General features: G+C 40.5%; 21 protein-coding genes. 17 read left to right on the forward strand and 4 right to left on the reverse strand.

All coding sequences use genetic code 11. From position 1 onward, the window contains the following. Nucleotides 1-12: 12 nt before the first annotated feature. Nucleotides 13-912 carry a sugar phosphate isomerase/epimerase family protein gene (locus tag LV85_RS01260; protein WP_211318356.1) on the reverse strand — a complete coding sequence of 300 codons (900 nt, stop codon included), beginning with the start codon at nt 910-912 and terminating at the stop codon, nt 13-15. Between the two features lie 719 nt (nt 913-1,631). Here LV85_RS01260 and LV85_RS01270 point away from each other — a divergent pair. From LV85_RS01270 to LV85_RS01280, 3 genes are all read left to right on the forward strand, one after another. Further along, on the forward strand, nt 1,632-4,964 hold the full coding sequence (locus LV85_RS01270; protein WP_111316359.1) for a SusC/RagA family TonB-linked outer membrane protein: 3,333 nt from the start codon (nt 1,632-1,634) through the stop codon (nt 4,962-4,964). Nucleotides 4,965-4,980: 16 nt separating this feature from the next. Further along, nucleotides 4,981-6,696, forward strand: coding sequence for a RagB/SusD family nutrient uptake outer membrane protein (locus tag LV85_RS01275; RefSeq protein WP_111316360.1), 1,716 nt, complete (start codon nt 4,981-4,983; stop codon nt 6,694-6,696). A gap of 120 nt (nt 6,697-6,816) precedes the next feature. After that, on the forward strand, nt 6,817-8,070 hold the full coding sequence (locus LV85_RS01280) for a sulfatase-like hydrolase/transferase (protein ID WP_245942094.1): 1,254 nt from the start codon (nt 6,817-6,819) through the stop codon (nt 8,068-8,070). A 214-nt stretch (nt 8,071-8,284) separates the two neighbouring features. Here the strand turns inward: LV85_RS01280 and LV85_RS01285 are convergent, their stop codons facing one another. After that, nucleotides 8,285-9,400 carry a Fic family protein gene (locus tag LV85_RS01285; RefSeq protein WP_111316362.1) on the reverse strand — a complete coding sequence of 372 codons (1,116 nt, stop codon included), beginning with the start codon at nt 9,398-9,400 and terminating at the stop codon, nt 8,285-8,287. A 170-nt stretch (nt 9,401-9,570) separates the two neighbouring features. Between LV85_RS01285 and LV85_RS01290 the strand changes: the two genes are divergently transcribed. After that, nucleotides 9,571-10,602, forward strand: a complete 1,032-nt coding sequence (locus LV85_RS01290) for a glycoside hydrolase family 43 protein (protein WP_111316363.1) — start codon at nt 9,571-9,573, stop codon at nt 10,600-10,602. A 102-nt stretch (nt 10,603-10,704) separates the two neighbouring features. Here LV85_RS01290 and LV85_RS01295 read toward each other — a convergent pair whose 3' ends face one another. Beyond that, nucleotides 10,705-11,949 (reverse strand): M28 family peptidase, encoded by a 1,245-nt coding sequence (locus LV85_RS01295; protein ID WP_211318357.1) that lies wholly within the window; start codon nt 11,947-11,949, stop codon nt 10,705-10,707. A 72-nt stretch (nt 11,950-12,021) separates the two neighbouring features. On the opposite strand from LV85_RS01295, the gene LV85_RS01300 reads away from it, so the two are divergent. The 13 genes from LV85_RS01300 to LV85_RS01360 all read left to right on the forward strand — a co-directional run bounded on the left by LV85_RS01300 (nt 12,022) and on the right by LV85_RS01360 (nt 23,333). Further along, nucleotides 12,022-13,131, forward strand: coding sequence for a TolB family protein (locus LV85_RS01300; RefSeq protein ID WP_111316364.1), 1,110 nt, complete (start codon nt 12,022-12,024; stop codon nt 13,129-13,131). A 77-nt stretch (nt 13,132-13,208) separates the two neighbouring features. Continuing rightward, a complete protein-coding gene (locus LV85_RS01305; protein WP_111316365.1) occupies nt 13,209-13,559 on the forward strand; it encodes a hypothetical protein in 351 nt (116 codons plus the stop codon). An 87-nt stretch (nt 13,560-13,646) separates the two neighbouring features. Beyond that, nucleotides 13,647-14,117, forward strand: a complete 471-nt coding sequence (locus tag LV85_RS01310) for a hypothetical protein (RefSeq protein ID WP_111316366.1) — start codon at nt 13,647-13,649, stop codon at nt 14,115-14,117. A 120-nt stretch (nt 14,118-14,237) separates the two neighbouring features. Then, complete coding sequence (locus tag LV85_RS01315; protein ID WP_111316367.1) at nt 14,238-15,149, forward strand: mechanosensitive ion channel family protein; 912 nt, start codon at nt 14,238-14,240, stop codon at nt 15,147-15,149. 131 nt (nt 15,150-15,280) lie between these two features. Then, nucleotides 15,281-15,793 (forward strand): RNA polymerase sigma factor, encoded by a 513-nt coding sequence (locus LV85_RS01320; protein ID WP_111316368.1) that lies wholly within the window; start codon nt 15,281-15,283, stop codon nt 15,791-15,793. Nucleotide 15,794: 1 nt separating this feature from the next. Then, nucleotides 15,795-16,454: a hypothetical protein gene (locus LV85_RS01325; protein ID WP_111316369.1), complete on the forward strand. Its 660-nt coding sequence runs from the start codon at nt 15,795-15,797 to the stop codon at nt 16,452-16,454. A 134-nt stretch (nt 16,455-16,588) separates the two neighbouring features. After that, on the forward strand, nt 16,589-17,200 hold the full coding sequence (locus LV85_RS01330; protein WP_111316370.1) for a TetR/AcrR family transcriptional regulator: 612 nt from the start codon (nt 16,589-16,591) through the stop codon (nt 17,198-17,200). Nucleotides 17,201-17,248: 48 nt separating this feature from the next. Continuing rightward, complete coding sequence (locus LV85_RS01335; protein ID WP_111316371.1) at nt 17,249-18,538, forward strand: TolC family protein; 1,290 nt, start codon at nt 17,249-17,251, stop codon at nt 18,536-18,538. A gap of 7 nt (nt 18,539-18,545) precedes the next feature. Beyond that, nucleotides 18,546-19,445 (forward strand): HlyD family secretion protein, encoded by a 900-nt coding sequence (locus LV85_RS01340; RefSeq protein ID WP_111316372.1) that lies wholly within the window; start codon nt 18,546-18,548, stop codon nt 19,443-19,445. Between the two features lie 5 nt (nt 19,446-19,450). Beyond that, nucleotides 19,451-20,362, forward strand: a complete 912-nt coding sequence (locus LV85_RS01345; RefSeq protein ID WP_111316373.1) for an ABC transporter ATP-binding protein — start codon at nt 19,451-19,453, stop codon at nt 20,360-20,362. 1 nt (nt 20,363) lies between these two features. Further along, on the forward strand, nt 20,364-21,107 hold the full coding sequence (locus LV85_RS01350; protein ID WP_111316374.1) for an ABC transporter ATP-binding protein: 744 nt from the start codon (nt 20,364-20,366) through the stop codon (nt 21,105-21,107). Nucleotide 21,108: 1 nt separating this feature from the next. Then, nucleotides 21,109-22,215 (forward strand): ABC transporter permease, encoded by a 1,107-nt coding sequence (locus LV85_RS01355; RefSeq protein WP_111316375.1) that lies wholly within the window; start codon nt 21,109-21,111, stop codon nt 22,213-22,215. Further along, a complete protein-coding gene (locus tag LV85_RS01360; protein ID WP_111316376.1) occupies nt 22,212-23,333 on the forward strand; it encodes an ABC transporter permease in 1,122 nt (373 codons plus the stop codon). Before LV85_RS01355 ends, LV85_RS01360 begins: the two co-directional genes overlap by 4 nt. 236 nt (nt 23,334-23,569) lie before the next feature. Here the strand turns inward: LV85_RS01360 and LV85_RS01365 are convergent, their stop codons facing one another. After that, nucleotides 23,570-24,595, reverse strand: a complete 1,026-nt coding sequence (locus tag LV85_RS01365; RefSeq protein WP_111316377.1) for a PorP/SprF family type IX secretion system membrane protein — start codon at nt 24,593-24,595, stop codon at nt 23,570-23,572. Nucleotides 24,596-24,599 lie beyond the last annotated feature (4 nt).

Here is a 24,599-nt window from a genome sequence, read left to right on the forward strand (position 1 = left end):
TGGTTAATTTTTTTAAGCAAATAAGTCAATCAGATTCTTTTTGAAATACTCAGCGCTGTCTTTTACACTTTGGATTGGATTCTGGGCAAAGTTTCCGCCTTGCTCTATGTAGTAATATTCCATTCCAGAGAGTGTAGCATCAGGGAGTATTTTGGTGTAATCTATAGAGCCATTTCCCATTTCGGTATAGTCCCTGCTGACTTTGTCCATGTCTTTGATGTGCCACATGACAAAGCGGCCAGGTTGCTCCAGAAATAGCTCATGTGCTGTACGTGGAGAGCTATGCGCTACCCAGTACAAATCTATTTGGAGTTTGACTAATTCGGGGTCAGTGTTCTGCACGATAATGTCGTAGCCTATCTCTCCATCATGATCTATAAACTCAAAATCATGGTTGTGATAAGCAAAGCCCAAACCTGCTTTATTTACACGTTCTCCGATCAAATTTAGCTTGTCGGCCAAGATTTTAAACTTTTCTATACTGCGAGAATCAGGGTCAAGCCAGGGCCAGGTGATATATTTTTGTCCCAATGCATGAGCGCCTTCGATACTTTGGTCGGTATAGCGCAGAAGCTCATCTTCTGAGCCATTGAAATACTTGATAAAATCGTAATGACCAGATGTGCTTTCAAGGGAATTGTCCTCCAAAACCTGCTTGAAATCCGTCGCTGGCATGCCATAGAAACTTTGTGTAGCACCATCATATCCATATGTTTCGGTGTCCTGATAGCCAAATCCAGCTATGGTTTTTAGCGCTTTTCTTGGATCTTCTGCCATAGGAACTCTAATGGTAAAAAGCTGAAGCCCCATTTTGTATTTCTTTGGCTTGAAGTTTTTGAAACTAGTAAGTCCAAAACTTGCAGCAGAAAGGGCAAGGCCAGTCTGTTTTATAAAATCTCGACGGTTAAGCATTGACTGAGTGTTGGATTAAAAATCAGCTTTCTTTGAGCTGTTGATTTTCTGAGCTGTCTAATATACTACTTGTAATTTCAAACCGCCTAACTCTAGATATTCAAGAGCAGAGAGGACAACAATTTGTCATTCGTATTTTGTCTAAAGTGGCTCAAAAATTCAACTGTGCCTGTATCCTCAAAAGGTTCCCTGCCTGATGATTATCCTGCAACTGAAAATCCTCATAGCGACGATTCGAAAAGGTGTACATCGCCACGTGTTCGAAGGCTTTACGGGGCTGCCATGCCAGCCCAAGTTCCAGTTCTTTCACCGTGTAGCTTCGATTAGCAAAATTTTCATTGTCACAAAAATAACGGACAATTCTGGAAAGAATTGGGAATGCAAAAATTATAAGGATGGTGGTTTATAGATGAATGCATATGATTTAGCCCACTTGATAAATACTCTTGGGGGTGATTTATAAATCCCTTTGGACTAGAAATATACAACTGAATCTGTAAAACTTTTATTGGCGAATGCTATGAATCCTGGTGAAAAAGATTAATAAATCGTTAATAATCAATATATTGTATATAGTATAGGTCAATAGCCCAAATTTTACAACCGGCCATAGGCCCTATTTACCACCTATAACAGGATAGTCTGCCTGATATAATCGCTCTGGTTAAGTTCAACTGAAAACTTCAACTTCTTAAAAATTTTAAACTAACCCACTTTATATGATGAAAATTATACTTAAAGGGCTAGCGTGTAAATCTAAGATCTTAGTACTTGTACTAGGTTTTCTTTCATTCTCGGCCTATTCCAACACGCTTGGCAATACTACACTTCTTGAGGCCAGCCCGACAATAAAGAAGAACTTGAGTTCTTCTACTGATGTCGAGGTAACGATTAAAGGTAAAATAGTAGATGCGGAGGGTTATGCACTCCCTGGCGCAACTATTACTGTACAGGGCACCACGAGAGGAACTGTATCAGATGGAGATGGTAATTACACCATTACAGTGGAAGAAGGAGCTATCTTGCAATTTTCCTTTATAGGTTATGCGACCCAAACAGTAGAGGTTGGAAACTCTAGTGAGATTAATATCACTATGAGTGAAGATGCTCAATCACTCTCTGAGGTAGTGGTAGTGGGTTATGGTACTCAAAAAGCGACCAATTTAACTGGAGCAGTAGATGTGGTAGATGGTAAAATGATAGAAAGCAGGCCATCTCCAACTGTTTCTCAGCTACTTCAAGGTACCTCTCCTGGCCTTACTTTCAGTGTAGGTAATAACGGTTTCCAACCTGGAGCAAACCTTGGAGTTCAAATCCGTGGAATGGGATCACTGAATGGTGGAGGGGAACCCTATATTATCATTGATGGGATTCCAGGTGATATGAATCGCCTAAACCCTGATGATATTGAATCTATTTCCATTTTAAAAGATGCTGCTGCCTCTGCAATTTACGGAGCTAGAGCACCATATGGGGTAATTGTGATCACCACCAAATCTGGAAAAAATCAAAAGTTGAGAGTTAGCTATTCTGGAAATGTATCCATACCAACTCCACAAAATCTTCCAAGTATGGTGAACTCATTGACATTTGCGAAAGCAATTAATGAAGCAGGCGTAGCAGGAGCTGGTGGTAGATTTTTTAGAGATGAGATCGTAGAAAACATCATTGCTTACCAAGCTGGAGACTTTGATTTCCTAAGAAGTCGACCAAATTTTCCACAGGATGCTACTTATTTTGAAACAACACCTAACCTTAACAGTCAGAACCAATGGGGTTTTAACCAATTTGGTAATGCTAACAGGGATTGGTTTGATGAGTATTATGGAACGGGATTTATCCAAAAGCATGATTTAACACTTTCTGGAGGAAATGATAAAACGGCCTATTACTTTTCTGCTGGGCTATATGGCCAAGACGGGGTATTAAACTACGGTACTGATACCTTTAATAGATATAATGTGATGGGTAAAATCACTACCTCAATTACTGAAAACTGGGATTTCACCTATCAGCCACGCTTCTCTAAGCAAATCCGGGAATTGCCTAATATGGATCGCCAAGGTTCTTATGATCTAATATTTCATCAAATTGCTCGTACCATGCCTACCAATGCCATGTATGACGGATTTGGAAATATTATGATTCAATCTAAAATCCCATGGGTAAATGATGCTGGAACAGATCGTACGGAGACTACCGAAAACTGGCAAAATTTTTCTACTGATTTCCGACCAATAGAAGGATTAACTGTTCATGGTGATTTTGCTTTTAGAAACGTAGATCAATTCTACCAAAGCAAGGAACTAACTGTTTACGATCACTTGGTAGATAAAACCTTAACTCCAAGTGGAAATACTGTACCTAGTAACTATCGATCTACACATTATAGTAATATATACTGGACAACCAATGTGTTCTCATCCTATGAGTTTAAAGTTGGGGAAAACCACAATTTTAAAATCTTAGCAGGTACACAATTCGAAAGAACCAAACTAAGAAACCTGAGCGGATTTCGAACAAATATATTGGTGCAAGACGTGCCTTCTTTAAATACATCTGATGGAGAGATCCAGATGGATGAAGGTCTTCTAACTTATAGTACACAAGGTTATTTCGGCAGATTCAATTATAACTTCAAGGAAAAGTACTTGCTTGAGGCAAATGCCCGCTACGATGGTACATCAAGGTTTAAAGAAGGCAGCAAATGGGGTTTTTTCCCTTCTTTCTCGGTAGGATGGAACCTTGACAAAGAGAACTTCTGGGAGTCTATCCAACCAGTTGTCAATAAATTGAAGATCCGTGGTTCTTGGGGTGAGTTAGGAAACCAAAACGTGAATCCTTATCTCGATCTTTTACTAATTCCACTTTCTGGCAATGCTGTAAACTGGATTTTCGAACAAGGAGGAAGCAGACCGGTAGGCTATGCTGGAACCCCATCCTTGGTAAGTAATAATTTGACCTGGGAAACAGCACGCACACTTGACATAGGAGCGGATATGTCCTTCCTAAACGATAGATTAAAAGTAGTGTTCGACTGGTTCGAAAGAACTACCTATGATATGATTGGTCCTGTGGCACCTGCGCCGGGAGTACTTGGTTCTAGTGTACCACAAACTAATAATGCCACCTTACGATCTAGAGGATGGGAGACTTCTATCAATTATGGACATACGACAAATAGCGGTTTCACTTACAACGTAGGTTTCAACCTCTACGACAGTAAAGCGGTTGTAACTAAATATTCAAATCCAGAGGGAGTTCTTTCCAATTGGTATGAAGGACGTGAACAAGGTGAGATTTGGGGGTATTCGGCAAACTCTCTATACCAAACACAAGAAGAAATAGACACTTACACCTCTCAGGTTGATTTAACAGACCTGACTGGTTTGGCATGGAATACTGGTGATGTAAAATACCTCGATACCAACGGAGACGGCAAGGTGGATAATGGAGCAAACACGCTGGATGATCATGGTGATCTTCAGATTATCGGAAATAGTACTCCTAGCTTTCAGTTTGGTTTGAACTTGAGTGCTGCATATAAGGGATTCGACTTGTCTATGCTAATAAGAGGAGTAGGTAGAAGAGACCTTTGGTTTGGTTCTGGTGAAAATATGTTCTGGGGTTTTAGAACTGGTAACCAAACTACTCTTACTGAAGATCATTTAGATTATTTCAGAGATCAAGTAGGAGATGCCTATACGGGTATCACTGAAGGCGAGGCTAACTTCAACACTGGAGCTTATTTCCCGCGTCCTTATATCAATAATGCTCAAAATAATAAGAATAGAATTGCCAGTACAAGATACCTACAAAGTGGCGCATATATGAGAATTCAAAATGTTCAATTAGGTTATACCTTCCCTAGACCGCTGCTTGATAAAATGAAAATTAGTAACCTCAGAGTCTATTTCTCAGGAGAGAATCTACTTACATTATCTAGCCTTCCTAAGGGAATAGATCCTGTCGCAGTAGGTGGGAGCTATGGTGTCGGCAAAACCTATGGTGCTGACCGTATATTTTCTTTCGGTTTAAAAATCACCAATTAATCAAACCACTACAAAAATGAAAAAGTTACTATATATACTTACAATAAGCACACTACTCTTTGGTACAATGGCTTGTGATGAGTTCATTGAAAATCCGCCTGAAGATCAGATTTCAGTTAATGACTACTTTAAGACTAGTAATGATATTGAAAATTACGTCAAGAAGTACTACGCTAATTTTCCCAGTCATGGGAGTGCTAATCTTCCTTTGTCTGAAAATAATTCCGACAACTTAATTGTTGCAATTCCAAATGCTGTAATTAATGGTACTCGCGCACCCAGAAATGGACAGTGGACAAATGAATGGTCGAATCTAAGAAGTATCAATATTCTGTTTGATAACCTAGATAATGTCCAAGCAGATATCAGTTCATATGGGCAATTCTTAGGAGAAGCTCATTTCTTCAGAGCTTGGTTTTACTATGATTTGTACAAGGACTATGGAGATCTTCCAATCTATGACCATCAGCTCTTCCCTGGGGACGAGGCTTTGCTTGATCCTCGTGCTCCTCGCACGGATGTAGCAGATTTCATTATCTCTGAATTGGACAAAGCGTTCCAGTACCTCGGAACAAGAGAAGCAGTGGGTAACACGAGACTTAATAAGGAAACAGCCCTTGCATTCAAAGCCCAAGTAGCATTATATGAAGGCAGCTGGCAGAAATACCATGCAGGCACCGAATTCGCTACAAGTGGTGCAAATCCAGACAAATATTTTCTTCAAGTAGTAGAAGCTTCGGAAGAATTAATGAACGGGAATTATACAGTGGGACTGATGAATACTGGTAATCCTAATGCAGATTACTACAACCTTTTCGGGCTGGATAATATGTCAAATGTCAATGAAGTCCTTTTCTATAAAATAGCTAGTACTGCAGAGCAATTAGGACATGAATTACAGTTTTATACTACACGTAGAACGAGAGATATGTCTCTTACTTGGTCACTGGTTACTTCCTACCTCGGGAAAGATGGAAAACCTTACGATTACTTAGGGCTTGCACAATCAACAAAGGGGAATGCATTTTTGACCCAAGTTGCAGCGGATGTTGATCCTAGGTTTCATGCTACAGTATGGGTACCTGGAGATTTGCGTGTAGGTAGTTCTGGACAATTATTTGATAAGCCATTCCTTGATGGAGGATCTGAGGAACTCAGTGCTACTGGATTTCAGGTGAAGAAATATTCCAATCCATATTCCTCAGGTGCTGGTGCTGATTTTGGGGGATATAGCCAAACAGGTAGAATATACTTTAGATATGCGGAGGTGCTTCTAAATTATGCTGAGGCTAAGTATGAACTGAATCAAGAAATAGCATTCTCAGAATTAAACATGATCAGAAGCCGAGTTGGAATGCCAGATTTTGAAGTGATTCCTCAAGAACAATATGGCGATCAATTGTTGGACTATGGATATGCTATAGATGATGCACTTTATGCAATTAGGAATGAACGTCGAGTAGAGCTTGCTCTCGAAGGACAGCGCATAGATGACTATAGAAGATGGGCTGCAGAGGGATTATTTGTAGGCCAAAGACCGCTTGGATATCCGTTTGAGCAATCAGAATTCCCAACCCTAGAGGTTAAGGTGAATGAAGATGGTTTGGTAGATTATTTCCAAACCGAAATTCCTAGTGGGTACGGTTTCAAGGCAAATCGAGATTATCTAATCTCAATTCCCAACGATGAGCTTACGCTCAATCCAAACCTAACACAAAATCCAAACTGGTAATTTGATAAAAGGAGAAGCTAATTGCTTCTCCTTTTATATTTTTAATCCTCCACAAGTAATACCAAAATGAAAACTTGTTCATTTCTTATTCTCAGCTGCTTTTGTCTTGCATTCCAAGCAATGGCTCAAGGGAGCGAGCATTCATCTCCCAATATTATCCTCATTATGGCTGATGATCTCGGCTATGAAACATTGGGTATTAACGGATCTGATGATTATCAAACTCCGAATCTTGACAAGCTTGCGAAGGAGGGGATGAATTTCACCCAAACGTATTCCATGCCACTTTGCACTCCTTCGAGGGTACAAATCATGACAGGTAAGTACAATTTTAGGAATTATATAGGGTTCGGATTATTAAAGCCAGGGGAGCTTACTTTCGCTGATTATTTGAAAAAATCAGGGTATAAAACCTTCATTGCTGGAAAATGGCAATTGTATGGGAATTCTAAGCAGCATGAGTTGGCAGGAGGGAAAATAGGAACGGAACCTACAGACGCAGGCTTTGATGAATATTTTCTATGGCAAATCAAACAGTTGGGAAGCAGGTACAAAGATCCGCTGATTAGCTCTAATTCAGGTACCCAAACCTATGAAGGAAAATTTGGTCCAGATCTCTTTACAGAGCAGATTAATCTGTTTATGGAGAACAATAAAAATGAGCCGTTCTTTATTTATTATCCTATGGTGATCACTCATGATCCTTTTGTGCCCACTCCATCTAATCCGGGTTTTGCAGATTTTGATGCCAAATCAAAGACCAATGACCCGATTTACTTTACCGAAATGGTTAAGTACATGGACAAACTGATAGGATCCATCGTAGACAAAACCAATGAACTTGGCATCCGTGAGAACACCTTGATACTTTTCGTCGGGGATAATGGTACCGATAGAAAAGTGACTAGTTCTCAACTTGGTGAATCCATTAAAGGAGATAAAGGTCATACTACTTCTGCTGGAACACATGTGCCATTTATTGCAAACTGGAAAGGAATAATTGAGCCGGGAAGCAAGAATGAAAGCCTGATTGATTTCACTGATTTTCTTCCCACTCTCCTTGAAGTTGCTCATTTCAAGAATCCTGAACTAGTGCCTACAGATGGCCTGAGTTTTTATCCTCAGTTAGTTGGGGATAATGCCAATAGACGTGAATGGATATACTGCTATTACGCACCTAATTGGGGACAATTTGAAAATAGCACTTACGTACAGGATACGGAATTGAAGCTCTATGGAGATGGTAGAATTTATTCACTTTTGGAAGATCCTTTGGAGCAAAATCCACTTGGCAAAAATGATCTTTCCGAAAAAGACAAACTGAAAATCTCAACTTTTGAATCTGTGCTTGAAGGATATGAAAAAGCAAATTAATCAGCTAAGGACTATTTTTTGAGTTTGGGTAAATGCAACCAATAGGGTTTTTATTATGGCTAATGTTGGCCAATAGAGCAAAAACTAGGCAAAATTGAATCTGTGAGGGATTAATATACTACTTGTCAAGAAAGACTTAGCTATCTAAAATGATCATTGAAAGTTCGAATAGAAAATTTTCGGTTTTCTGATAATCAGTTAGCCAGAAGCTGGATTATTGCTTATTGAATTCCAGTTCATAACTCACACTTCTTCCCCCGCCCTGCGGCAAAAAGATGCCTAATTCCACCAAAGCCTGTAAGTCCCGGGTGGCTGTCGCCTTTGAGGCTTTGCTGATCGCCATGTATTTCTTTGCAGTCATTCCTCCTTCAAAACCCGCTGGTCCTTCAGCCAGCATTCGATTGATAGCTTTGGTCTGGCGTTCATTTAATAATTCCTTAAATCGATCAAAGAATTTGACTTTTTGGAGCGTGAAATTGACCAATTGCTCGGCATTCAGCTGTGCATGAAAGACGGTTTCGGCAAAATAATCCAACCAATCAGAGATTTCGTTGGAGCTTTGTCCACTTTTCAAAGCCTTGTAATACTCATTCTTTTTCTCTTCTATGACACTGGAAAGACTAATCAATGTGGCATGTCCCAGTCCTTGATGCAACGATTTTTCCGCCAAAGCACGGCCAATTCGCCCATTCCCATCCTCGAATGGGTGAATAGATTCAAAGTATAAATGCGTAATAGCAGATCGTATCAGGGGATTATTTATAGGTTCAGCCTTGTTTGGAGCAGTTTTGTTAAACCAAGAGATAAAGGCTTCCATTTCCTTCGGAACCTTGGCCGACGGCGGTGCTTCGAAATGCACGACTTCTTTCCCAATAGCTCCCGAAACCACCTGCATAGGCGAAGAATCAGTCCGCCACTGGCCAGCTCGTACATAGCGATTGCCTTCCATGAGCAACTCATGCCATTTGAAAAGCATCTCTTCTGTCAATTCTTGAGCAAATTCCGAACGTACCTTGATCATAAGCTTGGCAATACCTTTTGCCCGCGGATCCTTTACAAGTAAGGGTTGCTCTTCGTGTATTCCAAGATTCTTTTTGATAGAAGACTTTACGTCTGCTCGACTGAGAAATTCACCTTCGATCTCTGAAGTTTTTATTGCTTCCACCACCATCATTTCCATTAGCAGTTCAGTCTGATTTCTCTCTGCCAGACCAGTGAGTACACCAGACATTTGCCTGGATTTCATGAGGAAATCAAGCAGTATTTTCCCAGATTTACCTTCCTTGTAAGTAAATGTTGGCCAATCCGACTGTTCCCAATTATAACTCATGAGCCGAATATACAGCTTATTCGGCTCATAATTCTAATGATTTTGAGCCGATTAGATGTTCTATTCGGCTCAAAAGTGTAAAATCAATCTATTTTATCGCTTTTACACCAAGCGCATTCTCATTTGAATCAAGCTGCTTAAATTTCCTATTCATTTGAAAATCCCAACTTATGAAAGTTAGTAACTCAATTCTGATTGGAGGCCTAGCATTGGCATTTGCCTGCTCTTCTCCAAAAACTACAGAAGAAACAGAAGCTCCCAAACGTTCAGGAAATCCTATTTTCGAAGGCTGGTATGCCGATCCGGAAGGGATAGTATTTGGAGACGAATACTGGGTTTATCCAACTTTTTCTGCTGGCTACACTGACCAGCTTCATTTCGATGCCTTTTCTTCCAAAGACTTAGTTATATGGGGAAAGCATGCAAATATCCTTGACACAGCCGCGATTAAGTGGGCTCGACAAGCCATGTGGGCACCAGCAGCTATCGAGAAAGATGGGAAATATTACTTATTCTTTTCCGCTAATGATATTCAGCGCCCAAGCCGAGATGGTTGGGATCCAAATAATGACATCAATCATTTTGGTGGATTGGGAGTAGCGGTTGCTGATTCACCTGGAGGTCCATTCAAAGACCACATTGGTAAACCACTTCTTTCCGAATTCTATAATGATGCCCAACCCATCGACCAGTTTGTTTTCAAAGATACCGACGGTACCTATTATATGCTGTATGGAGGCTGGAGTCACTGCAATATTGGTAAGCTTAACGCTGATTTTACAGGATTTGAACCTTGGGAAGATGGAGAGATTTTCCATGAAATCACTCCTGAGGGCTATGTAGAAGGTCCTTTCGTATTTATCAGAGAGGGAAAATATTATTTCCTCTGGTCGGAAGGAGGCTGGACAAATGACAGTTATAAAGTGGCCTATGCCATATCAGACAATATCAATGGCCCATGGGAAAGAATCGGAACTATCCTAGAAAATGATACGACTGTAGCAACTGGTGCCGGACATAATTCCGTGATTCAAAAGCCAGGCTCAGACGAATGGTACATGGTCTATCACCGTCGACCGATTCCAAATGAAGGTCGAGATCATCGCGTAACAGCAATTGACATCATGGAATTCAACGATGATGGCACTATAAAACCTATCAAAATGACTTTTGAAGGAGTGGAAGCGAATCCAATAAAGTAACAGAATATTTACTTTCGTGACTAAAACAAAACCCCGAAATCCATGAGATTCCGGGGTTTTGTATTTACATAATCTTGATTCTAAAATCTAGTTTCTTAGCTCCTAAAAAACCACCTTCACTTCCTTTTTCTCCCCACTTCTTTCGTAAGCTACAGTAGCTTCATCGCCTTTCTCAAAAGCACTTAGCGCACGCATGTAGCTCATCATATCCACTATGGTAGAATCTCCCATTTGCACGACTACATCACCTTTTAACAGACCAGCTGCTTGAGCAGGCTTGTCTTCAGACACACCATCGATTCGCATTCCTTTGCCATCATATAAGTAATCAGGAATTACCCCAAGTGAAACTGTGAATCGAGGAGAGTCTCCTGTGCTGTCTTTCGTCTTATTGAAAGCAAGCTTAGGTTCGGTATCCAACTGCCCAATTAAGCGGTCTATGTATTTTACTACAAGTAATAAACCATCGTAATTGATCAATTCAGAATCATCAGAAGGCTTGTGGTAATCTTCATGCTGACCCGTGAAAAAATGTAGTACTGGCAAATCTTGAAGGTAAAAAGAAGTGTGATCGGATGGACCTACACCAGATTCTGAGGTAACTAACTTCAGGCTATCAGCATTCGCCAATTCTAACGCTGGAACAAAGCTTGGGCTCGTACCAACTCCATTAATCGCGAGTGTCTTCTCATCATTCAATCGACCAACCATATCCATATTGATCATGTAATTGACTTTCGTCAGGTCGATAGTAGGATTTTTCACGTAGTAATTTGATCCCCAAAGACCATTTTCCTCACCTGAGAATGCGATAAATAGAATGTTGCTTTTGCGCTCTTCATGCTTCAATAGTCTAGCTAAAGCTACCAAAGCGGCTGTTCCACTGGCATTGTCATCTGCACCATTGTGAATCGCTGCTTCGCCACGATGGAGAGAACCTTCACTACCCATTCCTAGGTGATCGAAATGTGCTCCGATCACAATGGTATTTTCAGATTTGTTGTCCAAATACCCAATTACATTTCTACCAGTAACTCCTTCTCCATCAGTACCAATGACAGCTTCTTCATGAGGATTAGTAGGTTTTGACACTGTAAAAGGCTGGAAGTATTCCTCAGTTCCTTTGGGCTCCAATCCAATTTCTTTGAATTCAGCAGCTAAGTATTCAGCAGCCTTTTGTTCACCTTCAGTGCCGATTGCACGACCAGCAAGATTATCTGCAGCAAGGAAAATTACATCGTCTTTTAATCCAGCCTTTAGGCTTTCATCAGATGGTGCTGTGGTGCAGCTCCAGGTAAGCATTGCTCCTGCGAATGCAGCAAGCGTATAGTTAGAGAGATAATTCATGACATTTTTCATATTTCGACAAAGATAATAAATGGTAACTTTGCGCAGCAATTCTTAAAATTCAAATTAATAATGAGACAAATCCTTGTTGTGCTGTTGCTACTTTCTTTTGCCTGCAGCCCAAAAACAGACGTTCAAACGGAAATAGAAACTGAAGTTCACTCTGCATCCGATTCTTTATTGTTGACGCCAGAAGAAATGAAGTATTTGAAAAATATCAAACAACTGACTTTCGGAGGAAATAACGCCGAAGCCTACTGGTCTTTTGACGATTCTATGCTGGTTTTTCAATCCGACTATAACAAGTGGGGAGCTGAATGTGATCAGGTTTATTATACCAATTGGAAAACAGACGATTTGCAAAATAATGCTCCTAAGCTTCTAAGCACAGGCCTAGGCAGAACCACCTGCTCCTATTTTCTTCCCGACAATAAAAGCATCGTCTATGCTTCTACGCATTTGGGCGGGGATAACTGCCCAGCACCACCAGAGCCTAGAACTGACGGGAAGTATGTTTGGCCGATTTATGACTCATTTGATATTTTCACTGCCGATTTGGAAGGAAATATTCTTGCCCAACTTACTGATGATCCTGGATATGACGCAGAAGCTACTGTTTCTCCAAACGGTGATAAAATTGTCTTCACTTCATTGAGAACAGGCGATTTGGAACTATACACGATGAATATCGACGGTTCTGATGTAAAGCAAATTACTTCAGATTTGGGTTATGATGGCGGAGCATTTTTCTCTCCTGATGGAAGTAAAATTATCTGGAGAGCCTCTAGGCCAACCTCTGATGAAGATGTAAAGGAATACAAAGACTTACTCGAGGAAGGATTGGTCATGCCTACGAGCATGGAGCTATATGTAGCAAATGCTGATGGTTCAGATGTGAAGAAAATCACCGATCTAGGTAAAGCCAACTGGGCTCCCTTCTTCTTTCCTTCTGGAGACAAGATCATTTTTGCTTCAAACCATCAAACGGAAAGAGGATATCCATTCAATTTATTCATGATCAATATCGATGGAACTGGTCTAACGCGAATTACCCACGATGGGACTTTTGACGCTTTCCCAGTATTCTCCAACGATGGCAAATACCTAGTCTTTTCTTCTAATAGAAACAATGGCGGCACTAGAGATACTAACCTCTTTGTAGCTGAGTGGATAGGAAATTAACGCAGGCAGTCTTCCTGTCTTTGCTTTTCAAATAAGAATAAAAGCAGTATAATTATCCTTCACTTTAATAATGCTTAATGAAAATAAGATATACACTTCTCATATGTGCTTTCGGATTAATCACATATCAGTCCTGTACCAGTACTAAAAAAGCATCTAATAATACGCTTGCTTTGGTTACTTATGACAAAGACATACAACCTATCATGTTGGCACATTGTACACCATGTCATTACCCAGAAGGAGAGAAGGATCAATTAGATACTTACGATCGAGTATTGTCACGTATTGACGACATTTTAGATAGGACGCAAAGGGATACTTCAGAAAAGGGTTATATGCCTCATAAAATGAAAAAGCCTGCACTAAGTCAGGAAGAGTTAGCCGTTTTCTTCAAATGGATGGAAGATGGGATGCCTGAGAAATAGACTTAGACACAAATAGCATTTACAGAAAAGACCGTCATTTGGCGGTCTTTTTGTTTTTATTATGCTGTAACCAACTGTAAAACAGCCATGAAAGCTTTATATCCGCTAATTTTTACTGCTTTAATCCTTATCTCTTGTAAGGCTCCAAAAGAAGACTCCCCAATTGATGTAGCATTTTCCCCAGATTCCGAACATGTGGAAGAATTGAATACTGAGTGCTTTCGATATATAGGGGAAAAAGATGAAGTCTTTCTGACCACTCATGTGGATGGGACAAATATCACGGGCACTTTAGAATATGCACTTTTTGAAAAGGATCAAAACAGCGGGACAATCAATGGAGAAATCAGAGATGATATGATTATCGCTGAATATACTTTTGTTTCCGAAGGTGATACTTCCAAGCGTCAAGTGGTCTTCAAAAACACAGAAGCAGGCTGGAAAGAAGGATATGGTAAAATGGAGACGGTCGATGGAATTCCTGTACAAGCTAATATTGATGACTTGGACTATAGTCACGATATGATTTTATCACCAATACCATGTGATGATATGTAGTCATATTTTGGCTTTTTCCATTCTATTCCCTAATTTCTAAGCTCTTACCGCCCAGAATTACCTTTTTCTATGGCTGAATTATTTCAGTCCAACTACTTCTAACCCTTTTCAACTTAGCTTATGAAATACTATACCCGGTTGGTAATGCCACTATTGGTCACGCTTGCCTTAGCTTTTTCAAAGTTCTATTACGGTAACATATCTAAAGATTGGGAAGGTATCTGGGCTTATTTGCCTCATATCACTACCGTATTGATTGTCTGCGGATTTACTTGGTGTTTGTTGGTTTTGATGCAGATTTTGAAAAAAATCTTTATCAAGCAATATGACATTTCGCAAGAAGATAACCTCAAAGCCAGGAAGGTGCTCACTCAAATAAACATGATGGTGAAAATCGCAAACTTCATGATCATTTTGCTGGGAATTGGACTTATTCTACTTTCCTTCGAATCAGTCCGAAAAGTAGGTGTAGGTTTCTTCGCTTCTGCAGGTGTGGCGGGAATAATTATCGGCTTCTCTGCTCAGAAAGCAATCGGGACGCTGATTGCGGGGATTCAAATTGCTTTTACCCAGCCATTTCGTCTCGAAGATGCTGTGGTAGTGGAAGGTGAATGGGGCTGGATAGAGGAAATTAATTTGAATTACATCGTAGTTCGGATCTGGGATCTGCGCAGGCTAGTGCTTCCAACCACCTATTTTCTAGAAACTCCCTTTCAAAACTGGACAAGAACCTCTGCCGACTTACTTGGATCCGTTTTCTTATATACAGATTATACGGTTCCCTTTGAGGAGCTTCGCAAAGAGTTGGATCGCATCCTAGAAACAACTGAGCTATGGGACAAGAAAGTGAAAGTGCTGCAGGTCTCTGATGCGAAAGAATTCACAGTAGAAACACGTATTCTAGTCAGCGCCAAAAACTCTCCAACAGCTTGGGACCTTCGAGTGTTTGTACGGGAAAAAATGATTGAATTTATTCAGAAAAACTATCCAGAAAGTCTTCCAAAAACTCGTGTGGAAATGACTCAGAAATAAATCAATAAGGAAGTATTTTACTCCAAAACAGGAAGATAGTTACAGGCAATTTTTATAGTGCAGAAAAATATTTTCACCTTCTCTGTGATTTTTTCGAGTTTCTCACGAATCATTGACAAAAGCAACTTGGAATGCAGCCTACTACTGACCGATCTTCTGAATTCACAGCACTACTACAAGCCAATAAGGGTATTCTGTATAAGGTTGCTCGGACCTACTGCTTCAGCGAGGAAGAACAGAAAGATCTGATTCAGGAGATTTCATTTCAAGTGTGGAAATCATTTTCGGGCTATGATCCCAAGTACAAATTCTCTACCTGGCTATATCGTGTGGCGCTGAATGTGGCTATTTCAAATCTGCGAAAAGAGTCAAAACGCAAAGAAATCACTAGTCCTCTCCAAGATGAGATTGTTCAGTTTTCTATTCCTGATGCGGATCCGGTAAATGAACAAGTGGCACAGCTGTATGCTGCCATAGGCGAATTGAAATCACTGGACAAAGCGCTGATGCTACTTTACTTGGAAGAAAAAAGCTATGTGGAAATAGCTGACATCATGGGTATATCTGAAACCAATGTGGCAACAAAACTGAGTAGAATCAAAAAACTGATTAAAGAGAAACTCCTAACACTAAACCGACCATAACATGCAAAATCAAGATATTTTAAGCCTTTGGAAAACACAAGAAAGTAAAATTGATCAGCTTATGTCATTAAACCTACAGCTCTTGCGAGAGCAACAAAGCCAGAAAATGAAAAAGGCTATGTGGGGAATGAAAGCCGAGAAAATCACTGGAATTGCCTTTGGTAGTCTTTACCTACTGTTCCTTGGAGCTGTGCTGGGAATAGGATTGAAAGCCACAGATTTTCAACCTGACTTCTTTACAATTTCAGTAGCCGTGATTTTCATTGTAAACATTAAAGTGTTTTCGGATTACATCCGTCACTTGGTGATGGCAAACCAAATTCGTTATGACGGTTCAGTCGCAGAGATCCAAGCACAATTGATCGAGCTGAAGTTCTCTCTGATCAGAAGCATGCGCATCGTCGCTATCCAACTTCCATTTTACAGTACTTTTCATCTTAGCCTGAGTTATTTTCCTAGTCAGGCCCCAACTGTTTGGTTGATTACCCAGTTGATCATCACAGGTTTGTTTACAGTGTTGGCAGTTTGGATTTTTGTGAATTTCAAACCAGAGAATGCTGATAAAAAATGGGTGAAATGGATGATATCTACCGCTGGTGGTACGCAGATTGAAAAGTCGCTGGAGCAATTAGAAGAATTAGAATCATTTAAGAATCAGTAGATAATGAGATGGGAAGCAGTACTTCCCATCTATTTTGCTCAGTTTTTAATCATTTGATTAAATATTATGATTAAAACGTTTGATTATAATATTTCAGCCTTTTACTTTGTGCTAAATTAAGTACTACAGATACAGTGGCTAAAGAAAAATTAGACAGTTCCACAGAGGAAAAAATCAAGAATGCCGCACGGATTATATTCCAGCAAAAAGGCTATGCAGCTACGCGTACGAGAGATATTGCAGAAGAAGCTGGTATAAATCTAGCGCTTTTGAATTACTATTTTAGAAGTAAAGAGCGTTTGTTTGATTTGATCATGACCGAAAGTCTCCAGGGCTTTTTCCAGTCACTCCGATCAGTTTTCGATGATCCAAGTACGAGTTTCGAAGAGAAAATCGAGCTAATCCCAGAGAATTACATCGATAGACTTACTGAGAATCCTAACATCCCAATTTTCATCCTGAGTGAATTGAGAAACAATCCTGAGGAGCTCATCAAAAAAACGGGAGCGAAAAAGGCTTTTCTCAACTCAATTTTCATTCAACAACTCCAAGAGGAAATAGAAGCTAAACGAGTGAAACCTATCAAACCGCTGCATTTCATGATGAATATGCTAGGAATGACAGTGTTTCCTTTCGTGGCAAACCCAATGATAAAAGGTCTGGGTGATATCGATCAAGCAGAGTTTGAAGAACTGATGCAGGAGCGTAAAACTCTTATTCCAATATGGTTTAAGGCCATGTTATAAAATATGAGTTCTTCACAGTAAGATTATTCAAATGTTTAATAACTGAACATGAAAAGTAGTTTAAATCAAAAACAACGCATTATGGCCAGTGCTCTCTTGGCGCTGATACTGCTTCCGAATTTAGCTTTTTCTCAAAATGAAAAACAGCTCAGCCTGGAAGAATGCTACGAAAAAGCTAGGGACAATTACCCACTTCTAAGGCAAATGGAACTCATTGAGCAGACCAAAAACTATTCTGTAGAAAATATTTCCAAAGGGAATATCCCTCAGTTTAATATCAATGGGCAAGCAACTTACCAATCTGATGTTACTGGCTTGCCGGTAGATATTCCGAATATTATCATCGAGCCACTTGCCAAAGATCAATACAAGATCTATGGTGAAATAGTCCAGCCCCTGACTGATTTTGGCACTAATAGCCATCAGCAGGCAATTGCCGAAGCCAATGCGGAAGTGGAATCCAAAAACTTGGAAGTGGAGCTCTACCAGATCAAAAATAGAATCAATCAACTATTTTTTGGAATTATGCTCGTAGATGGACAATTACTTCAAACTGCACTGTTGAAGAAAGACATCCAAACTGGGCTAGACCGTGCAAATGCTGGTATAGCGAATGGCATCGCGCTAAAAAGTGATGCTGATCAACTAAAAGCGGAAATGCTAAATGCTGATCAAAAAACAGTAGAAATGGAAGCCAATCGAAAGGCCTTTATGGATATGCTCTCCATATTCATCGGGGAAGAGTTGGACGAAAACACACAGCTGATTCCTCCTGCACCACGGGAATTGGACGATGAGATCAACCGACCAGAACTCGCAAGTTTTGCCGCCCAAAAAGAGAGTTTTGTCTTACAAAGTGAATTAGTCAATAAGAGAAATAATCCTCATTTCAATTTATTTTTTCAAGGAGGCTACGGTAGACCAGGCTTGAACTTCCTGAGCAACGATTTTGAATTTTTCTACGTGACTGGCTTGAGACTAAATTGGAACATTAGCAATTTCTACACCTCGTCCAGAGAAAAAGAAATAATCCAATTGAACCAAAATGCTGTTCAGCTTCAAGAGGAAACTTTCCTGCTAAACACAAATCTGGCGATGACTCAGCAAAAGCAAGATGTCCTCAAATACCTCAAACTATTGCAGACTGACGATGAGATTATTACCCTCCGGGAAAAAGTAAAAACCACGGCTAATAACCAGCTTGAATATGGAAGCATCACTGCAAATGATTACCTGATGTACGTCAATGCCGAAGATCAGGCTCGACAAAATCAGGTTTTGCATCGCATCCAACTACTCATGGCGCAATATACCTATCAACTTACCACTGGAAATTAATCAAGAGATGATGAAAAACTTATCCCTATCCATACTGGCCCTAGCCACTATACTGAGCTTTGGCTGTCAAGAAGAAAAAACTTTCGATGCATCTGGAGCATTCGAAGCTGATGAGACAATCATCTCGGCGGAAGCTGCTGGAGTGCTGAAAGTATTTAAGTTAGAAGAAGGGCAAACACTTCAAGCAGGAGAACAAATAGGCTATGTAGATACTGTCCAGCTGTATCTCAGAAAACTACAGCTGGAAGCACAAATCACAGCGTTGACTGGCCGAAAACCAAACATTTCTCTCCAACTCGCCGCGTTGAATGAGCAACTGAAAACCGCCGAACGTGAGCAAACCCGTGTGAGCAATCTGGTGAAAGCTGATGCCGCTACTCCCAAGCAATTGGATGATGCTACTGCCCAAGTGGACCTGATCAAAGCGCAAATTCAGGCACAGAAATCAACCTTGAATATTTCAACACAAGGGATCAGCAACGATGCTAGTCCGATGGAAGTTCAGATCGCACAGCTAAATGATCAACTGGGAAAAAGCCAAATCATCAACCCTATGGCAGGAACCGTTTTGACTAAATACGCCGAGCAAAATGAAATGACCGCTCCAGGCAAACCGCTTTACAAAATCGCTGATTTGTCGAATATCATTCTCCGGGTTTATATCAGTGGAAATCAACTTTCGCAGGTGAAGCTTGGGCAAAAAGTGACAGTACATACAGATAGTGGTGATGGTGGTTTTGACAAGACAGAAGGCACAATTTCTTGGATCAATGACAAGGCAGAATTTACTCCGAAGACGATCCAAACGAAAGATGAGCGTGCCAATATGGTGTACGCCATCAAGGTAGATGTGCCTAATGAAGGCAAGTTCAAAATCGGTATGTATGGAGAAATCAATTTTCAGTAACATTCATGGTTACGCTCGAAAATATATCGAAAACATACAATGAAGGGGCTTTAACTGCGGTCGACAAGGTCAGTTTTGAAGTCAAAAAAGGCGAACTATTTGGGCTTATCGGGCCAGATGGGGCTGGGAAAACAAGCATTTTCCGCATGCTTACCACAGTGCTACTTCCTGATGGAGGCAACGCATCGGTCAATGGATTAGATGTGGTGACTGGCTACAAGGAAATCCGCAAGCAAGTGGGCTATATGCCGGGAAAGTTCTCGCTCTATCAAGATCTTACGGTGGAGGAAAATCTGAATTTCTTTGCAACCCTTTTCAATACAACTGTCAAAGAAAACTACGATTTGATCAAGGAAATCTACGTGCAGATCGAGCCATTCAAAACCCGAAAAGCAGGTAAGCTATCGGGTGGAATGAAACAAAAGTTGGCACTTTGCTGTGCTCTGATTCATAGACCGACAGTTTTGTTTCTAGATGAGCCAACAACCGGTGTGGATACGGTTTCCAGAAAGGAATTTTGGGATATGCTGAAGCGACTGAAAGTGCAGGGAATTACGATTCTAGTTTCGACTCCTTATATGGATGAGGCGACACTTTGTGAACGGATTGCTTTGATCCAAAGTGGAAAAATCATGTCCATCGATACGCCAGCAGCAATTATCAAAGCTTACCCTGAGCCACTGTTCGCAGTGAAATCAGAAAAAATGAGTGTGTTATTACAAGATTTGCGAAAGCAAGAATCCGTCAAAAGTTGCTTTGCTTTTGGAGAATACCATCACTTGACTTTTCAGGAGAATAGTCCAGAAGTCCAGCCATCTCTACGCAAGAACTTAGAAAAGCTCGGTCACGCTGCTATAGAATTGAAGGAAATAACGCCGACGATTGAAGATTGTTTTATCCAACTAATGAATCATTGATATGCAAAATGTAGTCATCAAAACGGATAAACTCACCAAGAAATTCGGGGATTTCACCGCAACCGACGCGATCACTTTCGAAGTCTATGAAGGTGAGATATTTGGATTTCTTGGAGCTAACGGAGCTGGCAAAACTACAGCGATGCGGATGCTTTGTGGCTTGTCTACACCCACGTCGGGTGAGGCTACCATCGCGGGATTTGATATCTACAAAGACACAGAAAAGATCAAGGCAAACATTGGTTACATGAGTCAGAAATTCTCTCTTTACGAAGATCTGACTGTGATAGAAAACATCCGCTTTTTCGGGGGAGTTTATGGACTCAGCGATCAGGAAATCAAGGAGAAAAGTGATCACCTGATTGACTTACTTGGATTAAAAGAAGAAAGCAAAAAACTGGTAGGCTCACTTCCACTAGGTTGGAAGCAAAAGCTTGCCTTCTCTGTGGCGATCATTCATGACCCAAAGATTGTATTCCTTGACGAACCAACTGGCGGTGTAGATCCTGTAACCAGAAGACAGTTTTGGGATTTGATCTACGAAGCTTCCAATCGCGGAATCACGATTTTTGTGACTACGCATTACATGGACGAGGCTGAATATTGCAATCGCATTTCAATGATGGTTGATGGGGAAATGAAGGCTTTGGATACACCAACTAACCTTAAGAAAACTTACAATGCAGCTTCCATGGACGAAGTTTTCTTTGAACTCGCACGAGGTGCAAAACGACAAGCAGACTAATATGAAGCAGTTTTTCACCTTTGTAAGGAAAGAATTCTACCACGTGTTTCGAGATCGAAAGACGCTTCTGATGCTCTTTGGGCTTCCCATTGCGCAGATTTTGCTCTTTGGATTTGCACTTACGAATGAGATCAAAGATTCCAAAATCGTGGTGGTAGATTATGCCAATGATCCGGCATCGAGAGAGATCACGCAGAAACTTGCAGCCAGTGATCAGTTTGAACTTCAAAGCTCATTGATGTCGCATAGGGAGATAGAAGCGGCATTTAGGAAAGGCGTAGTCAATCTAGCGGTAGTATTTCCAGCCAATTTCAATTCGGATCTTCTGGCTCAAAATTCAGCACAAATTCAGGTAATCGCTGATGCTTCTGATCCTAATAAAGCGAATACGCTGACGAATTATGTCAACAACATTTTGCGGGATTATCAGCAGGAACGCGTGAATGAAACCCAACTACCGTATCAAATCCAGCCAGAAATCAGGATGCTCTATAATCCCGAATTGAAGGGAGCAACGAACTTTGTGCCTGGTGTAATGGCCTTGGTGTTGGTATTGATTTGCGTACTGATGACCTCGATTTCTATTGTACGGGAAAAGGAAAATGGCACCATGGAAGTTCTGCTAGTTTCGCCCTTCAATCCCTTCTTAGTAATCATCTCCAAAGCAGTTCCCTATTTCGTCCTTTCTCTATTCAATTTGACAGTGATCCTTTTGATGTCCATATTCTTTATGGGATTGCCCTTCGAAGGAAGTCTATTGCTCTTCTACGCAGAAAGCAGCTTGCTCATTATTGCAGCACTTTCACTTGGGCTTTTGATCTCCAATAGCACGGATTCTCAGCAAACCGCCATGCTGATCGCACTGATGGGAATGATGATTCCGACCATGCTTTTCACTGGCTTTATGTTCCCCATCGAAAATATGCCAATGCCGCTTCGTATCATTTCTAATGTGGTGCCGAGTAAGTGGTATTACATTATCGTGAAGTCGATTATGATCAAAGGACTCGGCTTCTCTGCGATATGGAAAGAAACGCTGATTCTGGTCGGGATGACGGCTTTCTTCCTCTTTGTGAGCTTCAAAAAATTTAAAATCCGTCTGGCATGAGAACGCTTTTATTCCTGCTCAGAAAAGAGTTTAAGCAGATTTTCAGAAATAAATCTCTGCTTCCGATGATCTTTGCCATGCCGATGATCCAACTTTTAGTCATGCCTTTGGCAGCGGATTATGAGATCAAAAACATCAATATTTCCATCGTCGATCACGACAGAAGTCCTTATTCTCAGCAATTGATTTCCAAGATCACGGCTTCGGGATATTTTGTCTTGGCAGATTTTGGAGATTCTTTCGATGCTGCTTTTCAGCAAATTGAAGAGGAAAAGTCAGATTTGATTCTGGAAATCCCGGAAGGTTTTGAGAGAAATCTTGTGCGGGAAAACCGCGAGAAACTCTTCATTGCAGTAAATGCGATCAATGGTACTAAGGCGAGTCTTGGAGGTGCATACCTCAATCAAATCATCCAAAACTACAATGCAGAAGTACGCCTGGATTGGATTGATCCTTATCGTTACAATCCCATTCCTCAGATCGAAGTTGCTTCGTCCAACTGGTTTAATCCCTTTATGAATTACCGATTCTTTATGGTTCCTGGGATTTTGGTTTTCTTGGTGACAATGGTGGGAGCTTATATGTCCGCTCTGAATATCGTGAAGGAAAAAGAGATCGGAACCATCGAACAGATCAATGTCACGCCGATCAAAAAGTACCAGTTTATCTTAGGTAAGCTTATTCCATTTTGGATTATTGGCATAATCATTTTTAGCATTGGACTCTTTTTCGTTGCTAGGATCGTTTATGGAATTGTCCCGATGGGTAGTATTTTCCTCCTGTATGGATTTCTGGCTATTTACCTGGTTGCGCTTTTGGGAGTGGGCTTATTGATCTCCACCTATAGCGATACCCAGCAGCAGGCGATGTCAGTAGCATTTTTCATTATGATGATTTTTCTTCTGATGAGTGGACTATTTACTCCTATCGAAAGTATGCCAGGCTGGGCAAAAGTCATTGCCTACTCCAATCCCGTATCCTATTTCATAGAAGTAATGCGTATGGTAGTACTCAAAGGAAGTGGATTTCAAGATATCTCAAAGTACTTTTTGATCATGATCGGTTTCGCAGCATTTTTCAATACGTGGGCGATTTTGAAGTATCGAAAGACTTCTTGATCAAAGAATGATGGGGCTAAAAATCTTATACTCAGGATTTTGAAATAATTCGTAAAAAAACTGATTGGATAAAGTACGTTGTCTTCATAGCCAAAGGTCTATAGAATAGCCTTAACACAATACTATGTTACGAGTGGAGAAGGAGCCAAATTGTATGGTGCATAGCTAAAATTATCGAACCATTAATTTTGCAAAAAAGCTATAACCTTAACAACCATCCTAATGCTTTGCATGAGTCAATACCTAAAGCAAGGCATTGAAGTTTTTCTACCAGCACCCCGCTTCTTTGTAGCTAAGAAACTATATCTGACACTGACTTCATTAGCCCCTCCCGTGTTAGCATTTCCTAGTGAGGATAATGTGAAATCATGGCTATATCCTACATCTAGCCCATTTCCTAAAGAAACTCCCAGCACTCCAATGATCGATTCATGGTTTGTAAGTTCTGCCTTTGTCACTGGAATTCCCCGATACCAAAGTCCTAGAACTAGTGGCTGAAGATTCACCTGAGCGCCAATGTCCAACTGTTGAAAGCCACCTTGATTCTTGTAGTTGAATGCTAAAGTAAGTTCGCGGGTATTTTCCGTTTTATGCAAATATTGAACAGCACTTCCTCCAGATAAATCAAAACGAATTCCTCCTTGTGCAGAAAGCTTTAGAGGTAATTTGCTATCCAGATCTTCCAGAAACGAAATTGTAGGCTGTGTCAAATGATGAGCAGCAAATCCAAACCAAATATTGTCGTTGTTGTACATCATGCCAAAACTGTAATCCATGAATTGATGACTAATATCATCTCCGAGTTTTTCTCCGGAATAATCTTCTATATCTCCTGTTTGGCCATTGATTTGACTACCAAAAACCATATCTCCAAAATAAGAATCCCTAGTCATGTAGCTTACTTGGCCACCTACTCTCAAAAAAGATTTAGAACCCAATCTCATTCTATAGGAGTAGGTAGCTCCGATTTCAGTCATACTGAGATTTGCCATACTTTGTTCAGAGCGATTGACAATTAACCCGACACCACTATTTGCACTGAATATATAATGATCAGCATAGGCAGAATAAGCTCGAAAGGATTGATCCAAACTTGGCCATTGATTTCTATAATTCACTCCAAATCGAGTCATTTCAGATGCTCCTGTCATAGCTGGATTAAGATACAATGGCGCAGCGTAAAATTGTGAATATTGTATATCCTGCGCACTGACAGCGAGGCAAAGAAATAGAAGGGCCGTAAGGGTGAAATATTTTCTCATTTAA

Source organism: Algoriphagus chordae, assembly GCF_003254055.1.
Taxonomy (GTDB): Bacteria; Bacteroidota; Bacteroidia; order Cytophagales; family Cyclobacteriaceae; genus Algoriphagus; species Algoriphagus chordae.

Bases quoted from the DNA above. Each gene is read 5' to 3' on its own strand.
- LV85_RS01260 (WP_211318356.1), bottom strand. From the start codon at position 912: ATGCTTAACCGTCGAGATTTTATAAAACAGACTGGCCTTGCCCTTTCT.
- LV85_RS01270 (WP_111316359.1), top strand. From the start codon at position 1,632: ATGATGAAAATTATACTTAAAGGGCTAGCGTGTAAATCTAAGATCTTA.
- LV85_RS01275 (WP_111316360.1), top strand. From the start codon at position 4,981: ATGAAAAAGTTACTATATATACTTACAATAAGCACACTACTCTTTGGT.
- LV85_RS01280 (WP_245942094.1), top strand. From the start codon at position 6,817: ATGGCTCAAGGGAGCGAGCATTCATCTCCCAATATTATCCTCATTATG.
- LV85_RS01285 (WP_111316362.1), bottom strand. From the start codon at position 9,400: ATGAGTTATAATTGGGAACAGTCGGATTGGCCAACATTTACTTACAAG.
- LV85_RS01290 (WP_111316363.1), top strand. From the start codon at position 9,571: ATGAAAGTTAGTAACTCAATTCTGATTGGAGGCCTAGCATTGGCATTT.
- LV85_RS01295 (WP_211318357.1), bottom strand. From the start codon at position 11,949: ATGAATTATCTCTCTAACTATACGCTTGCTGCATTCGCAGGAGCAATG.
- LV85_RS01300 (WP_111316364.1), top strand. From the start codon at position 12,022: ATGAGACAAATCCTTGTTGTGCTGTTGCTACTTTCTTTTGCCTGCAGC.
- LV85_RS01305 (WP_111316365.1), top strand. From the start codon at position 13,209: ATGAAAATAAGATATACACTTCTCATATGTGCTTTCGGATTAATCACA.
- LV85_RS01310 (WP_111316366.1), top strand. From the start codon at position 13,647: ATGAAAGCTTTATATCCGCTAATTTTTACTGCTTTAATCCTTATCTCT.
- LV85_RS01315 (WP_111316367.1), top strand. From the start codon at position 14,238: ATGAAATACTATACCCGGTTGGTAATGCCACTATTGGTCACGCTTGCC.
- LV85_RS01320 (WP_111316368.1), top strand. From the start codon at position 15,281: ATGCAGCCTACTACTGACCGATCTTCTGAATTCACAGCACTACTACAA.
- LV85_RS01325 (WP_111316369.1), top strand. From the start codon at position 15,795: ATGCAAAATCAAGATATTTTAAGCCTTTGGAAAACACAAGAAAGTAAA.
- LV85_RS01335 (WP_111316371.1), top strand. From the start codon at position 17,249: ATGAAAAGTAGTTTAAATCAAAAACAACGCATTATGGCCAGTGCTCTC.
- LV85_RS01340 (WP_111316372.1), top strand. From the start codon at position 18,546: ATGATGAAAAACTTATCCCTATCCATACTGGCCCTAGCCACTATACTG.
- LV85_RS01345 (WP_111316373.1), top strand. From the start codon at position 19,451: ATGGTTACGCTCGAAAATATATCGAAAACATACAATGAAGGGGCTTTA.
- LV85_RS01350 (WP_111316374.1), top strand. From the start codon at position 20,364: ATGCAAAATGTAGTCATCAAAACGGATAAACTCACCAAGAAATTCGGG.
- LV85_RS01355 (WP_111316375.1), top strand. From the start codon at position 21,109: ATGAAGCAGTTTTTCACCTTTGTAAGGAAAGAATTCTACCACGTGTTT.
- LV85_RS01360 (WP_111316376.1), top strand. From the start codon at position 22,212: ATGAGAACGCTTTTATTCCTGCTCAGAAAAGAGTTTAAGCAGATTTTC.
- LV85_RS01365 (WP_111316377.1), bottom strand. From the start codon at position 24,595: ATGAGAAAATATTTCACCCTTACGGCCCTTCTATTTCTTTGCCTCGCT.